The sequence below is a fragment of the Streptosporangium sp. NPDC002544 genome (assembly GCF_040295965.1).
Classification (GTDB): Bacteria; Actinomycetota; Actinomycetes; order Streptosporangiales; family Streptosporangiaceae; genus Streptosporangium.
Genome location: NZ_JBEOWJ010000014.1, coordinates 95,858 through 110,458 on the forward strand (window position 1 = coordinate 95,858; position 14,601 = coordinate 110,458).

At 69.9% G+C, this 14,601-nt stretch carries 11 protein-coding genes; 6 read left to right on the forward strand and 5 right to left on the reverse strand.

Annotated features, from left to right (window positions below):
• Nucleotides 1-239 precede the first annotated feature (239 nt).
• Entirely contained in the window at nt 240-3,053 is a 2,814-nt protein-coding gene (gene secA / locus ABT061_RS22260) for a preprotein translocase subunit SecA (RefSeq protein WP_350920856.1), read from the forward strand.
• Nucleotides 3,054-3,098: 45 nt separating this feature from the next.
• Here the strand turns inward: secA and ABT061_RS22265 are convergent, their stop codons facing one another.
• The 3 genes from ABT061_RS22265 to ABT061_RS22275 all read right to left on the reverse strand — a co-directional run bounded on the left by ABT061_RS22265 (nt 3,099) and on the right by ABT061_RS22275 (nt 5,982).
• On the reverse strand, nt 3,099-3,608 hold the full coding sequence (locus tag ABT061_RS22265; protein ID WP_350920858.1) for an Rv3235 family protein: 510 nt from the start codon (nt 3,606-3,608) through the stop codon (nt 3,099-3,101).
• Nucleotides 3,609-3,824: 216 nt separating this feature from the next.
• Nucleotides 3,825-5,192: a PTS transporter subunit EIIC gene (locus ABT061_RS22270; RefSeq protein ID WP_350920861.1), complete on the reverse strand. Its 1,368-nt coding sequence runs from the start codon at nt 5,190-5,192 to the stop codon at nt 3,825-3,827.
• Nucleotides 5,193-5,241: 49 nt separating this feature from the next.
• Nucleotides 5,242-5,982: a GntR family transcriptional regulator gene (locus ABT061_RS22275; RefSeq protein WP_350920864.1), complete on the reverse strand. Its 741-nt coding sequence runs from the start codon at nt 5,980-5,982 to the stop codon at nt 5,242-5,244.
• A gap of 159 nt (nt 5,983-6,141) precedes the next feature.
• Between ABT061_RS22275 and ABT061_RS22280 the strand changes: the two genes are divergently transcribed.
• The 5 genes from ABT061_RS22280 to ABT061_RS22300 all read left to right on the forward strand — a co-directional run bounded on the left by ABT061_RS22280 (nt 6,142) and on the right by ABT061_RS22300 (nt 9,758).
• On the forward strand, nt 6,142-7,176 hold the full coding sequence (locus ABT061_RS22280; protein ID WP_350920867.1) for an SIS domain-containing protein: 1,035 nt from the start codon (nt 6,142-6,144) through the stop codon (nt 7,174-7,176).
• A 64-nt stretch (nt 7,177-7,240) separates the two neighbouring features.
• Nucleotides 7,241-7,477 (forward strand): PTS sugar transporter subunit IIB, encoded by a 237-nt coding sequence (locus ABT061_RS22285; RefSeq protein ID WP_350920870.1) that lies wholly within the window; start codon nt 7,241-7,243, stop codon nt 7,475-7,477.
• Between the two features lie 42 nt (nt 7,478-7,519).
• Nucleotides 7,520-7,975, forward strand: a complete 456-nt coding sequence (locus tag ABT061_RS22290) for a PTS sugar transporter subunit IIA (RefSeq protein ID WP_350920873.1) — start codon at nt 7,520-7,522, stop codon at nt 7,973-7,975.
• Between the two features lie 119 nt (nt 7,976-8,094).
• On the forward strand, nt 8,095-8,352 hold the full coding sequence (locus ABT061_RS22295; RefSeq protein WP_350920876.1) for an HPr family phosphocarrier protein: 258 nt from the start codon (nt 8,095-8,097) through the stop codon (nt 8,350-8,352).
• 92 nt (nt 8,353-8,444) lie between these two features.
• Nucleotides 8,445-9,758, forward strand: coding sequence for a glycoside hydrolase family 3 protein (locus ABT061_RS22300; RefSeq protein WP_350920879.1), 1,314 nt, complete (start codon nt 8,445-8,447; stop codon nt 9,756-9,758).
• Between the two features lie 128 nt (nt 9,759-9,886).
• Here the strand turns inward: ABT061_RS22300 and ABT061_RS22305 are convergent, their stop codons facing one another.
• Together ABT061_RS22305 and ABT061_RS22310 are read right to left on the reverse strand one after the other, a co-directional pair.
• Nucleotides 9,887-10,012, reverse strand: a complete 126-nt coding sequence (locus ABT061_RS22305; RefSeq protein ID WP_350920882.1) for a hypothetical protein — start codon at nt 10,010-10,012, stop codon at nt 9,887-9,889.
• A gap of 66 nt (nt 10,013-10,078) precedes the next feature.
• Nucleotides 10,079-14,527, reverse strand: a complete 4,449-nt coding sequence (locus ABT061_RS22310) for an HAD-IC family P-type ATPase (protein WP_350920885.1) — start codon at nt 14,525-14,527, stop codon at nt 10,079-10,081.
• Nucleotides 14,528-14,601: the final 74 nt, after the last annotated feature.

Consider the following 14,601-nt stretch of genomic DNA (forward strand, 5'->3'; position numbering starts at 1 on the left):
GGGGGGCGGTGTCGTGTCCACACGATCACCTGATGCGGACATGACAAAAGACGACATACCCTTTGAAGTTGGCCGTACTCTCTCAAAGAAGCGGGCAAGGAACTCCACAGGCCGCAAGAGCGTCTTTCAGGGTGGCTGTGTCTGGTGGCGGAACCGCCTACGATGGCAGCGGAGAACCATGTCTCGTCCTCAGCCGGGCCGGTCCGGCCGCGGAAGACCTGCGAGGAGCTTTACCTAAAGTGCCAGCCTTTCTCGATAAGATTCTTCGCGCCGGCGAAGGCAAGCTTCTGCGTAAGCTCAAGCGGATCGCCGACCAGGTCAACTCCATTGAAGACGACTTCACGAGCCTGACCGATGCCGAGCTTCGCGCGCTGACCGCCGACTACAAGCAGCGCTACATCGACGGTGAGTCTCTCGACGACCTGCTTCCCGAGGCCTTCGCCACCGTTCGCGAGGCGTCCCGGCGGGTGCTGGGCAAGCGCCACTTCGACGTGCAGATCATGGGCGGGGCCAACCTGCACATGGGCAACATCTCGGAGATGCGCACCGGTGAGGGCAAGACCCTCACCTGTACGCTGCCCACCTATCTCAACGCCATCTCGGGCAAGGGCGTCCACGTCATCACGGTCAACGACTACCTGGCCAAGCGCGACGGCGACGAGATGGGCCGCATCCACCGCTTCCTCGGCCTCGAGGTCGGCGTGATCCTGGCCAACATGCCCTCCGACGAGCGCCGCAAGCAGTACAACGCGGACATCACCTACGGCACGAACAACGAGTTCGGCTTCGACTACCTGCGCGACAACATGGCGTGGTCGCTGGAGGAGTGCGTCCAGCGCGGTCACCACTTCGCCGTCGTCGACGAGGTCGACTCGATCCTCATCGACGAGGCCAGGACGCCGCTGATCATCTCAGGGCCCGGCGAGCAGTCCGGCAAGTGGTACTCCGAGTTCGCCAAGATCGTTCCCCGGCTCCGCAGGGGCACCGAGGGCAAGGACGGCGAGGAGAACACCGGCGACTACGCCGTCGACGAGAAGAAGCGCACGGTCGGCATCTTCGAGTCCGGCGTGGAGAAGGTCGAGGACTGGCTCGGCATCGAGAACCTCTACAAGCCCGAGCACACCCACCTGGTCGGCTTCCTCAACAACGCGCTGAAGGCCAAGGAGCTCTACAAGAAGGACAAGGACTACATCGTCGTCGACGGTGAGGTCCTGATCGTCGACGAGTTCACCGGTCGCGTCCTGCACGGCCGCCGCTACAACGAGGGCATGCACCAGGCCATCGAGGCGAAGGAAAGCGTCAAGATCAAGGACGAGAACCAGACTCTCGCCACGATCACGCTGCAGAACTACTTCCGCCTCTACGAGACGCTCTCCGGCATGACCGGCACCGCGGCGACCGAGGCCAACGAGTTCCACCAGACCTACAAGCTCGGCGTCGTCCCGATCCCGACGAACCGGCCGATGATCCGCAAGGATCAGGCCGACGTGGTCTACAAGACCGAGGACGCCAAGTTCCTGGCCAGCGTCGAGGACATCAAGGAGCGCTACGAGAAGGGCCAGCCGGTCCTGGTCGGCACCACGAGCGTCGCCAAGTCCGAGCGCCTGGCCAAGGAGCTCAAGCGCAAGGGCATCAAGCACGAGGTCCTCAACGCGAAGAACCACGCCCGTGAGGCCGCGATCATCGCCGAGGCGGGCCGCAAGCACGCCGTCACCGTGGCCACCAACATGGCCGGTCGAGGCACCGACATCATGCTCGGTGGCAACCCCGACTTCCGTGCCGACCTGGAGCTGCGCAGCCGCGGCCTCGACCCGGTCGAGACCCCGGAGGAGTACGAGAAGGCCTGGGGCGAGGCGCTGGAGAAGGCCAAGGAGGCCGTGAAGGCCGAGCACGACGAGGTCACCGAACTCGGCGGCCTCTACGTCCTGGGCACCGAGCGGCACGAGTCGCGGCGCATCGACAACCAGCTCCGCGGTCGTTCCGGCCGTCAGGGAGACCCGGGCGAGTCGCGCTTCTACCTCTCGCTTGAGGACGACCTCATGCGCCTGTTCAACTCGGCCAGGGTCGAGATGATCATGACGCGCCTCAACATCCCGGACGACGTACCGATCGAGTCGGGCATCGTCTCGAAGGCCATCGCCTCCGCGCAGCACCAGGTCGAGCAGCAGAACTTCGAGATCCGCAAGAACGTTCTGAAGTACGACGAGGTCATGAACCGGCAGCGCAAGGTGATCTACGCCGAGCGCCACCGGGTGCTGGAGGGCGCGGACCTGCACGAGCAGATCCGCGGCTTCGTCAACGACGTGATCGACGAGTACATCGCGGGTGCCACCGCCGAGGGCTTCGCCGAGGAGTGGGACCTCGACAAGCTGTGGAAGGCGCTCGGCCAGCTCTACCCGATCAGCATCACCGCCGACGAGCTCATCGAGGAGGCCGGGGGCCGCGAGGAGCTCACCGCCCAGTTCCTCAACGAGCGGGTGAAGGCCGACGCGATGGCCGCCTACGACCGTCGCGAGGAGGAGATCAACGCGCAGGCCATGAACCCGGAGGGCATGCGGGTGCTGGAGCGCCGCGTCATCCTGTCGGTTCTGGACCGCAAGTGGCGCGAGCACCTGTACGAGATGGACTACCTCCAGGAGGGCATCGGCCTGCGCGCGATGGCCCAGCGCGACCCGCTGATCGAATACCAGCGCGAGGGCTTCGAGATGTTCACCCAGATGCTTGAGGGCATCAAGGAGGAGTCGGTCGGCTACCTGTTCAACCTTGAGGTCGAGGTGCAGAGCAACCCGATCGTCGAGGAGGCCGAGCCCTCCGAGGACGCGGCGATCGCGGAGACCCGCTCGATCATCGCCCGTGGCCTGCGCGGCCCGCAGCGCCCCGCCGAGCTGGAGTACACGGCTCCGGGGGAGAGCGGTGAGGTGGAGCACACCCGGGTCAGCACCAAGGCCGAGCGTGACGCGTACGGCAACGTCGAGCGCAACGCGCCGTGCCCCTGCGGTTCCGGCAAGAAGTACAAGCGCTGCCACGGCGACCCCAAGAACGTCGAGGTCTGATCGCCGACCGGAGGGCCCGCACCATGGTGCGGGCCCTCCGGCGTGTCAGGGAGTCGTCTCGAACTCGGTGCAGAGCCACCGCACGCCCCTGCGCTCCAGCCTGAGCGCCAGGACGCGCGAGCGGTCACCGCAGTCGACCACGGCGCACATCTCCACCACCCCGTCCTCGGGCTGGGAGATGTGGGCCCTGCCCGCCCGGGGCGGGCGTGCGCTGTTGATGATCTTCCCGCTCCTGGTCAGCTCGGCCTGGGCCCTGCCGGTCAGGTGACAGGAGACGCTCGCCGGCGGCCGCCTGCCGGCCAGGATCTCGGCGACGGCCTGCGCGAGGGCGCGCAGCCGCCGCTCGTCGGGGATCGCCCCCGGCGGGCCCCAGATCAGCGGCTTCCCGGTCGGAGGTGCCGGAGCCTCGGGTTCGAGGGCGAGGGCGAGGGTTCCCTGCACGTACGGAGGCATGGCCGGGATGTCCGTCGCGGGGCGGTCCTCGTCGTAGGGCGGCTCGGCGGCGGGGGACGGCGCGATCCGGGGGAGCGGCGCCGGACGTCGTGGGGGCGACATGGGTGACTCCGATTGGGCTCGGCTTGCGGGTGGGGAAACTGACACTTGAAGGAGTTTCCGGCCCACTGCCCAGATACGCGGTCCGCCAACTTTCTGAAAATCCCGGTTGGTTCGTCCCTTCGGGCGGAGAAGGTGACCTTGAGCTGGAGTGGTCCATCCCCGAGGGGGGCGGGTTCCGGCCCGAGTCGTGATCTTCGCTGGACGGCCGAAACCGCTTCAGGAGCCGGGCGGCCCGGTGTCAGGGCCGCCAGGCGCCGCACCGGGGGGCGCGGCCGGCTCGCCGGAGTCGATGTCGGGTTCGGGCTCGCGGCCGGGGGTCATGATGTTCATCTTCCTGATCAGGAAGCTGAACACGGAGTAGTAGATCACCGCGTAGACCAGCCCCATCACGATGACGATCGGTATCCCCCGGGCGTTGGGCGCGGTCCCGTACAGGCCCAGGTCGATCAGCCCTGAGGAGAAGCTGAAGGCGAGCTTGGCGCCCAGGGCGGAGGCGAGGGCCAAGGAGATGCCGGTCAGCACGATGTGGATCACGAACAGCACCGGAGCCACGAAGATGAAGGCGAACTCGATCGGCTCGGTGATCCCGGTGAGGAAGGCGGTGAGCGCCGCGGAGATCATGATCGAGCCGACCGCGGTGCGCCGGTGCGGCGGTGCGGCCCGCCAGATGGCGATCGCGGCGGCCGGCAGGCCGAACATGAGGACCGGGTAGAAGCCGGCCTCGAAGCCGCCGTAGCCGACGGCGCCGCTGTTGAAGCAGATCAGGTCCCCGGCGAGTTTCTTGCCGTCGACCACGCACTCGGGAACCTGGGTCCAGATCACGTTGTTGACGATGTGATGCATGCCGAGGGGGAGCAGGGCGCGGTTGACCATGCCGTAGACCCCGGCGCCGAGTTCGCTGTTGGAGGCGAGCCAGGTCCCGGAGGCACGGACCCAGCCGCCGAGCACCGGCCAGACGAAGCCAAGGAACACCCCGATCACGAGCCCGGCGAAGGCGGTGAGGATCGGCACCAGGCGGCGCCCGCCGAAGAAGGCCAGCCAGGTCGGCAGCCTGGTGCGGTGGTAGCGCTGCCAGAGCAGTGCCGAGACCAGGCCCATGATGATGCCGCCGAGCACCCTGGTCGGGTTCTGCGCGCCGAGGTCGAGTACCACGCTGGGAACGCCGGGGGTGGCCCGCTCGAACACCTCGGTGGTGATGGACTCCCTCAGGTCGGCGTCGAACAGGATGAAGAACATGTTCATGCTGACGGCGTGGAAGACCAGATAGCCGACAAGCGCCGCCAGGGCGGTGGAGCCGTCGGCCTTGCGGGCGAACCCGATGGCGACACCGATCGCGAACAGGATGGGCAGGTTGTCGAAGATCGCGCCGCCCGCCGTGCCGACGACGCGGGCCACGTCGTCGAGCAGGACGCTGTCGGTCCGGCCGAGGAGGTCGTCCCGGCCGAGCCTGAACAGCAGGCCCGCGGCGGGCAGGACCGCGATCGGCAGCATCAGAGAACGTCCCAGGCGCTGGAGCACGCTCATCGCGGCGGACCCGGGCCGGTGGGCGGCGGACAGGCCCGCGTCCGCCGAGGGGGGACTCATCGGGCTTTCCTCCAGGGGGTGGGAGGGAGGAGTGCGGCGAAGGGTGGGGTCAGGCGCGGCGGGTCGGTAGCTCCAGGATCGTACGGAGTTGGTAGCGGTCGGCGCGATAGGTGGAGACCCCGAGTTCGGCGCAGACGCCACCCGCGTAGGAGCGCCGCTGCAGCAGCAGCACGGCCCCGCCGCGTGGCAGTTTCAGCAGGTCGGCGTCGCCGGGGTCGGCGATGCCACCGTCGATGGTGAGCTCGCCGGCGTCGAGCACCAGGCCGTAGCGGGTCTCCAGCAGGGCGTAGAGGGAGCGGCCTGTCAGGTCGTGGGTGTCGAGGTCGGGTGCGATGGAGACGGGGATGTGCGCCCGCTCGATGCACATGGGCTCGCCCGCCGCGGTCCGCAGCCGTTCGATGAAGTGGACCTCGTCGCCCGGCTGGATGCCGAGTTCCCTGGCCAGGTGCGCGCTGGCCCTGACCACCCGGCGGTCCAGGTCGCGGGAGCCGGGTTCCATGCCCCTGGTGCGCATCTCCTCGCTGAAGGAGGTCAGCCGCAGGGCCATCTCGATCTTGGGGCGGGCCACGAAGGTGCCCTTGCCGGCGACCCGCTGGAGCCTGCCCTCGGAGACCAGGTGGTCGACGGCCTGCCGGACGGTCATGCGGGACAGGCCGAAGCGCTGGCAGAGTTCGCGCTCGGACGGGATCGCGGTGCCGATCGCCAGCTCGTTGTTCTCGATGAGATCGAGCAGGATCTCCCGCAGCTGGAAGTACTTGGGCACCGGGCTGTCCGGATCGATCTGGGCCACAGGATCCTCCCCCCTCGATCTGAGGTGTCTGATGAGTTATGGTTCGTACTGGTCTAGTCCGGACTAGACCACAGGCCGGAAAAGGGTGTCAACGTACGGACCGGAGACGGATCGATAACGGCCCGATCTCGTCCGTCCGAGCCGAAGGATGAGCGCAAGATGACGACCAAGATGCGCAGCGAGATAGCCGAGCAGCCCGCCGCGTTGCGAGCCACGCTCGACGCCCTCCTCCCCAGGGTCGGGGAGGTGGAGCGGCTCGCGGGGCAGACCCGCCAGCTGCTGTTCATCGCCCGTGGCACCTCCGACAACGCCGCAGTCTACGGCCGTTATCTGGCCGAGGCGCACACGAGCAGGCTCTCCACGCTCGCCGCCCCCTCGATCGCCACCACCTACCGGCGCAGGCTGGACCTCGACGGCGTGCTGGCCGTCGCCCTCTCCCAGTCGGGCAGGACCGAGGAGATCGTCGAGACCCTCGCCTGGGCGAAGGACTGTGGGGCCCGGACCGTGGCCATCACCAACGGCGGAGAGCAGAGCCCCCTGGCCCAGGCCGCGGACCTCGCCCTGTGCACGGTGGCGGGCGAGGAGAAGGCCGTCCCCGCCACCAAGACCTACACCACCCAGCTCGCCGCCCTCGCCGTGCTCGCCCTCGGTCTCGGCGCGGACGTCGACCCCGGCGACCTGCGGCGGGTCCCGGACGCGGTCGAGAAGCTGGTCGGCGACCCGGGTGATCTGGAGGCGATCGTCGAGGGGCTGGCGGACAAGCCCGGCGTCGTGGTCTCCGGCCGGGGGCTGGCCTTCTCCACCGCGCTGGAGCTGGCGCTCAAGCTCAAGGAGGCGTGCTACCTGCACGCCATGGGCCTGTCGTACGCGGACCTGCTGCACGGCCCGATCGCCGTGGTCGACTCCGACACCCCGGCGATCCTGGTCGCGGCGGGCGAGGGCCCGACCCTGGCCGGCACCGTGGCGCTCGCCGAGCGGGTGACCGGCGCGGGAGCCTCGGCCTACACGGTCGGCGGCGGTACCGCGCTCTCCTCGGTCTCCACCGCCGCGCTGAACGGCCCCGACCTGCCCGAGTGGGTCGCGCCGCTGGGCCTGATCGTCCCCGGTCAGCTGCTCACCGAGGCGCTCGCGCGCAGGCTGGGGATCGACCCGGACGCCCCACGTGGTCTCAACAAGGTGACCCAGACCGACTGATCGCGATACCTCCTCTAGCCTGCCCATAGCCCTGGGGACAGGGTGATCACAACTGGAGGGCGACATGGCGGCCGACGCCGACGCGATCATCGCTGGACTCGGTGGTGCGGACAACATCATCGAGATCGAACCGTGCATCACCCGGCTCCGCACCGAGGTGCGTGACGCCTCCAAGGTCGACCAGGTGGCCCTGCGAGCGGCCGGCGCGCACGGCGTGATGGTGGCCGGCGGCGTCGTGCAGGTGGTGGTGGGCCCCGAGGCCGACACGATCGCCGGCGACATCGAGGACATCATCGGCTGAGGGAGGTGTCCTCGCGGACGGGGGCATGCCGAGGGGAGTGCGGTGACCACGGTTCTGGCACCGGTCGCGGGGGTGGCCGTGAGACTCGACTCGGTACCCGACCCGGTCTTCTCCGAGGGCCTGGTCGGGCCCGGCATGGCGATCGAGCCGGACAGGGCGCCCGGCCGGGTGTTCTCCCCCATCGCGGGCACCATCGTCAAGCTGCACCCGCACGCGTTCGTGGTCGTCGGCGACGACGGCAGGGGAGTCCTCGTCCACCTGGGCATCGACACGGTTCAGCTCAGGGGTGAGGGTTTCGAGCTGCTGGTCGCGGAGGGCGATCGGGTGAGCGCCGGGCAGCCGGTGGTGGCGTGGGACCCGGCCGGGATCGAAGCGGGTGGGCGCCGCCCGATCTGCCCGGTCGTGGCGCTGGACGCCACCGCGAGCGCCGTCATCGGCCTCGCCGAGGGGGTCGTGGACGCCGGTGACCGGCTTTTCGAGTGGAGCGATCCGGCCTGACGGCCCGCGGGACCGGGAGATGGCGAAGAATGTGAAATGGTGTTGAGCCATCGGATGGCCAAAGGCCGGCAAACACACCGTGTGGTCTAGACCGCACTGTCGACTCTGGGGAGGAACACGTGGCCGAGCGCCATGTCACCGTCACGTCGGAGGTCGGCCTGCACGCCCGGCCCGCCGCGACCTTCGTGCGGGCGGCGACCAAGGCGTCCCTGGACGTCACCATCGCCAAGGGGGGCGGCTCGCCGGTGAACGCCAAGAGCATCCTGTCGGTCCTCGCACTCGACGTCAGGAGGGGGGACGTAGTGGTGATCAGGGCCGAGGGCGAGGGCGCCGAGGAGCTTCTCGACCAGTTGGCGGGCATCGCGTCGGCACCGTGAGCCGAGGTGCCTCTGGTTCGCCGGTCGGTTCGGAGCGCGGGCACCGGGACATCCGCCCGGATAGCGTAAGAGGCATGGCTCGGTGGATGCGTGTGACGGGGATCGCAGTGATCGCGACGATGGCGGTCGGGTGTGTCGGCACCGGAGGGGCCGTTCCACCGGCGTCCGGTGCGGTCGGGGGCGGCGAGTCCTCCGCGAGCGTGAGCCCGGCGGAGTCCGCGGGCACGGCGACCGCGCCCGCCGAGACGGCGAAGCCGGCCGGTGTGGAGGCAGTGCTCGCCTCGATGAGCCTGGAGGAGAAGGTCGGCCAGCTCTTCATGCCGGTGCTTTACGGTCAGGCGGCCGACACGGTGTCGGGGGAGAACCAGGCGCGGTTCGGCGTGGACACCCCGGCGAAGATGGTCGCCCGCTACCGCCCCGGCGGGGTGATCCTGTTCCCCTGGGCGGGCAACGTCAAGAACGTCAGGCAGGTCGTGGCGCTGACCAACGGGCTGCAGAAGGCGTCGCCGGAGATCCCGCTGCTGATCGGCGCGGACCAGGAGAACGGTCAGGTCTCCCGGCTCGCCCCGCTGGTCACCAACCTGCCGGGCGCCTCGGTCATCGGCTCGACCGGCGACCCCTCGCTGGCCCGCCGGGCCGCGGAGGTGACCGGCCGCGAGCTGCGCGTCCTGGGCATCAACCTCGACTTCGCCCCCGTCGCCGACGTCAACATCAACCCGCGCAACCCGGTGATCGGCCCGCGCGCCTACGGTTCCGATCCGGAGAAGGTCGCGCCGATGGTCGCCGCCGCGGTCCGCGGCTTCCACGACGCGGGGATCGCGGCCACGGCCAAGCACTTTCCCGGCCATGGTGACACCAACGTCGACAGCCACACCGGTCTGCCGGTGATCAAGCACTCGCTGTCCCAGTGGAAAAGGCTGGACGCCCCGCCTTTCGCCGCCGCCATCGGCAAGGACGTCGACGCGATCATGACTGCGCACGTCGTCATGCCGAAGCTCGACCCCTCCGGCGACCCGGCCACCCTCTCCAGGCCGATCCTGACCGGGCTGCTCAGGGAGAAGCTCGGCTTCGACGGGGTCGTCTCGACGGACGCGCTGGACATGGCGGGGGTGCGCAAGAGGTATGGCGACGGGGAGGTGGCGGTACGGGCGATCCAGGCCGGGGTGGACCTGCTGCTCATGCCGCCGGACTACCGCGAGGCCCATGGGGCGCTGCTGGCCGCGGTGAAGTCCGGGAAGATCTCGGAGGCGCGGCTCGACCAGTCCGTCCGGCGCCTGCTGAAGCTGAAGGCCGCCCGTGGCCTGCTGGAGAGGGCGCCGGTCGCCGACCCGGCCAGGGCCGAGCGGGTACTGCGCTCGGCCGGGCACCTCAAGGTCGCCCGGCTCATCAACTCGCGGGCCCGCTGAGCGAGCTTTAAGATCGCGACCGCGGCCTGGGCCCCGGTCGCCGTGGTCATGGTCGTGTACCCGGCCATGGTTCTCTCATGGTCACGGTTCTCTCGCGGTCACGGCCGGGTCCGTGCCGCGGAACCGGGTCAGACGGCCTGGAGGCTGCCGGTCCTGGCCAGCGAGACGACGAGGGACTGCATGACGCGCATGAGGAGGGCCTCGATCAGCATGACCGCCGCCTTGGCGAGCACCGTGGAGAGGAATCCAGACATAACAACCTCACAGGGAGAAGGATCGCTTAATGCGATAATCCATACCAAACAGGACTAAGTCACCAGCTAGGAGATTACCGTTCGGTGAACGTTCGGTGACACCTGTCGAGTGGATGCCTGGAAGGCGACCCCGGCGGCCGTGGTGGCGGCGGCACTGCCCAGGGCGATGAACCACCCCACCGGCCCGAGGAAGCGGCAGCCGAAGAAGTGGCAGAGCCCGGGAACCGAGACGGTCATGCCCAGAACGCCGAGGGACAGGAGCGAGGCCAGCACCACGGTGCGATCCCGGGTGCCCAGAGCCAGGGTCTGCAGCAACTGCGTCGACACCAGCGCGACCAGTCCCATCGTGTCCGCCCGCCCACGCGTGCCGGTCATCCGGCCGATCGCCCAGGCCGCGCCCGCCGCACTCGCCGTGGTGGCGGCCCGCAGGTAGATGTCCCGGGTCAGGGAGGCTCCCAGCGAGGCCTCCGGGCCCTCCTCCAGCAGCTTCTCCGGACTGGTCGCGGTCGGTGGCCGGGAGGCCACCGCCATCGCGGGCAGCATGTCGGTGAGCAGGTTGACCAGCAGCAGCTGCCGGGCGTTCAGTACGTTCCGGCCGCTGATCAGGCTGGATCCGACCGCGAAGACGATCTCGCCGATGTTGCCGCCCAGCAGGATGCTCAGGGCGTCGCGGACCGACCCCCACATGGCCCTGCCCTCGATGATCGCATCGACGATCGTCTCGATGCGGTCGTCGGTCACCACGATGTCGGCCGCGGCCCTGGCCGCCGGGGTCGCGCGGGAGCCGAGGGCGATCCCCACGTCCGCGAGCCGGATCGCGGGGGCGTCGTTGGCGCCGTCCCCGGTGACCGCCACGACCTTGCCGGCCCGGCGCAGACAGCCGACGATCCTGGCCTTGTGGGCCGGGGTGGTCCTGGCGAAGACGGTCACGTCCGGCAGAGCCTCCAGCAGGGTCTCGTCGTCCATCTCGTCCAGCTCGGGCCCCGTCATGATCTGTCCGCCGTTCAGCACGTTCAGCTCGACGCCGATCGCCTCCGCCGTGCTCGGATGGTCACCCGTGATCATGATGATGCGTACGCCCGCCCGTGTCAGCCGGCCGACGCTTTCGGCCGCCGTGGGCCTCACCGGGTCGGCCAGGCCGAGGAAGCCCAGGAAGCACAGACCCTGGATGCGGGACTCGTCGAGGTCGCGACGGTCGGAGGCGGCGCGCTCCGCGACCGCGAGCACCCGGTAGCCCTGCCGGGCGAGCTGGTCGAGCTCCTTCTCCAGCTCCGCCTCAAGGGAATCCGTGAGGGGGACCACCTGACCGTCGCGAAGTACGGACGTGCAGCGGGTGACCACGACCTCCGGAGCGCCCTTGACGCTCAGCAGCGGCCCCGAGTCGCTCGCGCCGAGTACCGCGTGATAGCCGCGCCCGGGCTCGAAGGGAAGCTCGTCGACCCTCTCCCAGCTCCCTGTGCCCTCCCTGGGCACCACGCCCAGCTGCTCGGCCCCGTTCACCACGGCGCGATCGGTGGGGTGCGCGATGGGACGCCCCTCATCGTGCCGCGGGCACGCGCGCAGCCCCGCGGCCACGATGTGCCTCATCTCGGGCGTCAACGCCTCGACGAGACGTTCGTCCTGCCCGTCCGAGACGCACCGCAGGCTGATGCGCCCCTCGGTGAGCGTCCCGGTCTTGTCGAAGCAGAGCACGTTCACCCGGCCGAGGGCCTCGATCGTGGAGGGGTTGGGCACCAGGGTGTTGCGGGTCGACAGCCGCCGGGCGGCGGCGAGTTCCGCGACCGAGGCGACGAAAGGCAGCCCCTCGGGCACGGCGGCGACGGCGAGGCTCACCGCGGGCGCGAGCGCCTCGACCATCGACCTGCCGCGCAGCAGGTCGGCGGCGAGCAGGACGAAGCCGGAGCCGACCGCGACCGGAAGGATCCGGCGGCTCAGCTTCCGCAGTCGCAACTGCACGCCCGAGACGGGTGGCCGCTCCTTGGCGAGCCTGGCGGTCCTGGCAGCCTCGGTCGCCTCGCCCGCCGCGACCACCACGGCCAGCCCGCTACCGGCCGCCACGGTCGTACCCTCGTAGACCATCGAGCTCCGGTCGGCGACGGCGGGTGCGTTGATGGGCGCCGGCGACTTGGTGACGAGCTGGGACTCGCCGGTCAGCGCGGCCTCGTCGATCTCCAGGCCCGTTGCCCTGAGCACCCGGCAGTCGGCCGGCACGGTGTCGCCCGCGCGCAATTCGAGCACATCGCCCGGTACGAGGTCTTCGACCGTCACGCTCACGCCCTCGTTGGGGCGGCGCAGCCGAACCCGGATCGCGACCGACTCGGTCAGGCGATGCAACGCCCGTTCGGCGGTGAACCGCTGGCCCCCTCCGATGAACGCGTTGGCGAACACCACCGTGGCTATCATCACCGAGTCGGAGATCGAGCCGACCAGGGCCGACAGGCCCGCCCCGGTGGCCAGGACCGGGGTCAGCGGGTTGGCCAGCTCCTCGGCGGACGCGCGGAGCAGCGAGGCGGGACGCTCGGACTCCGCGGATCCCGCCGAGGTCCTGCGCCGGATGGCCTCGGCCTCGGTGATCCCGCTGGGCGAGGAGCCCAGCAGGGACAGGACGTCCTTGGTCGACATCGCGTGCCAGGGGGTCTGGTCCACCCGGACCGGCGGCGTCTCCTGCCCGGCGTGCCAGCCCGCCCACACACCCGTGACGATGGCGGCCATCGCGGTGCAGTCACTTGAGAGCTGCGCCCTGCCCAGTGACCGCGACGGCGGCCCGAGGGCGGTCAGCGCGCCTCCGGCGGTCGCTCCCGTGGCGTCGAGCCATGCGCACCGCTCGCTCGTTTTCCTCGCCGGTGCCAGGCAGCTCAGCAGCAGGTGGATCTCCTCGAGTGCGCCGATCACATCCGCGTCCCAGGGCACCCGGCCCGAGCGGGACAGCACGCCGATACCCAGGTCGGCGTGGGCCAGCGCGGTCATGCGGCGTCCCGACACCACGGCGACCCCGTGACCGTCCGCCTGGAGCTCGCGGACCGACCGGGTCAGCCGGGAGGCGTCCAGTATGAACTCGTCGACGCCGAGCCGCAGACCGAGCCCCAGATCACCTCCCGCCAGCAGCACGGTGCCCGCGGCCTTGGCCGCGGTGACGATCGCGTCGGCCAGCGGGTCCACCTGCGGCGCCATGCCGACCAGGGCCACGGGAACGCCCTGCCTCGCCACGCGGACGGCCCGGAGCCCCCGAGCCTCCCATTCCTCGGCGTCCGCCGTGATGAGCCCGGCCGGGCCCGGCACCGGCTCGGCCGTCCACTCCTCGTGTTCCCGCCGCGCGCCGGGGTCGGTGAGGTCGAGCAGGGCGTAGAGCCGCGCGTGCAGTCCGTCGGTGTCGGCGTCGCCGAGGGGTACGATGCGGTCGATCTCCCAGGAACCCGTGTCGAGCACTTCGGCGTCGAGGATGACCGTGTCGATGCCGTCCATGTGGCGCAGGGCGCGGCTGTTGAGAACGACCGCGCCGCGCCGCGCCAGGGCGCGCCCGATCGCGGAGGCGAAGGATTCGCGGCCCAGCTTCGCGGCGTTGGGGGTCGCCGCGGTGAGCATGGCGATGGTCCGTTCCCGGTTTTTGCCGAGGAGGTACGTCAGCCCGGTGGCGCCCACCGCCACCTGGCTCGCGACGTGCTCGAACCGTCGCACGGGGCTGGTGGACATGGGGGACGGGCGCGGTTTCCTAGCCGCGCGGATGTGGTGGTAGGAGCCTCCCCACGAACCCAGTTCGTGCTCGTGCCTCTCCCAGGCCCGTCGCGTGTCGCGCGTCTCAAGGTAGCGGCCGACGGCGGTGGCCGACTGGACGAGCATTCCCAGCGGACGCAACGCCAGCGTGTAGGTGACGATGTCCGCCGTCTCGAGCAGGGCGGAGGCGGTCGGAACGCCGAGGTGGCGGTCCAGTTCGGTGCGGACCTTCGGGGTGGACTCGGCCAGGCTCAGCAGGGCGGGAATGATCGGGGTGAGCGGCAGCACGTGCATCACCCGCCCGGCGAGCGCCATGCTCGTTCCGACCAGGCTCCCGCCGAGCCGGATGCCCATGCGCGTGTGGCTCCGCACCGGGTTGGCGATGCGGTGCTCCGCGTATTCGGAAGCGAGGGACACCGGGCCCGGCAGCGACTCGTCGTCAAACTCGGCGTCCTCGTCCACGTCCGGCTCGCCGTCGCCGTCGCCGTCGTCAGCGTTGTCGAACGAATCGACGACCGCCACCAGCTTCTCCAGGTCGACCGAGTCGGGGTCGCACCCCACGAACACGACCCCGAGGGCGCCGTTGACCTCCGCCCGCTCGACCCCCTCCACCTTCAGCAGCGAGTTCTCCAGCCGTCGCGCCGTCCGCCCGCTGCCGGGACCGCCGATCACGTACAGGTCGATACGGAGCCCACCAGGACAGATTCGCCTTCCTCGGGAATGCCTCAGGGCGTTGCGGATCACTTCGGGCATGGCACCCCAGAGAGTTTCCGCGGGAAGAGAGAGCAGACGGGGCAGGAACATCCGGATCTCCAGTAGACGAGATGACGAGGCCGATCAGGCCGTGGTTACACGTGGCCCGATCGGCCCCATCACTG

Excerpts from the sequence above, each read along its gene's own strand:
- ABT061_RS22280 (WP_350920867.1), top strand. The coding sequence starts at position 6,142 with ATGACGACCAAGATGCGCAGCGAGATAGCCGAGCAGCCCGCCGCGTTG.
- ABT061_RS22265 (WP_350920858.1), bottom strand. The coding sequence starts at position 3,608 with ATGTCGCCCCCACGACGTCCGGCGCCGCTCCCCCGGATCGCGCCGTCC.
- ABT061_RS22285 (WP_350920870.1), top strand. The coding sequence starts at position 7,241 with ATGGCGGCCGACGCCGACGCGATCATCGCTGGACTCGGTGGTGCGGAC.
- ABT061_RS22310 (WP_350920885.1), bottom strand. The coding sequence starts at position 14,527 with ATGTTCCTGCCCCGTCTGCTCTCTCTTCCCGCGGAAACTCTCTGGGGT.
- ABT061_RS22270 (WP_350920861.1), bottom strand. The coding sequence starts at position 5,192 with ATGAGTCCCCCCTCGGCGGACGCGGGCCTGTCCGCCGCCCACCGGCCC.
- ABT061_RS22305 (WP_350920882.1), bottom strand. The coding sequence starts at position 10,012 with ATGTCTGGATTCCTCTCCACGGTGCTCGCCAAGGCGGCGGTCATGCTG.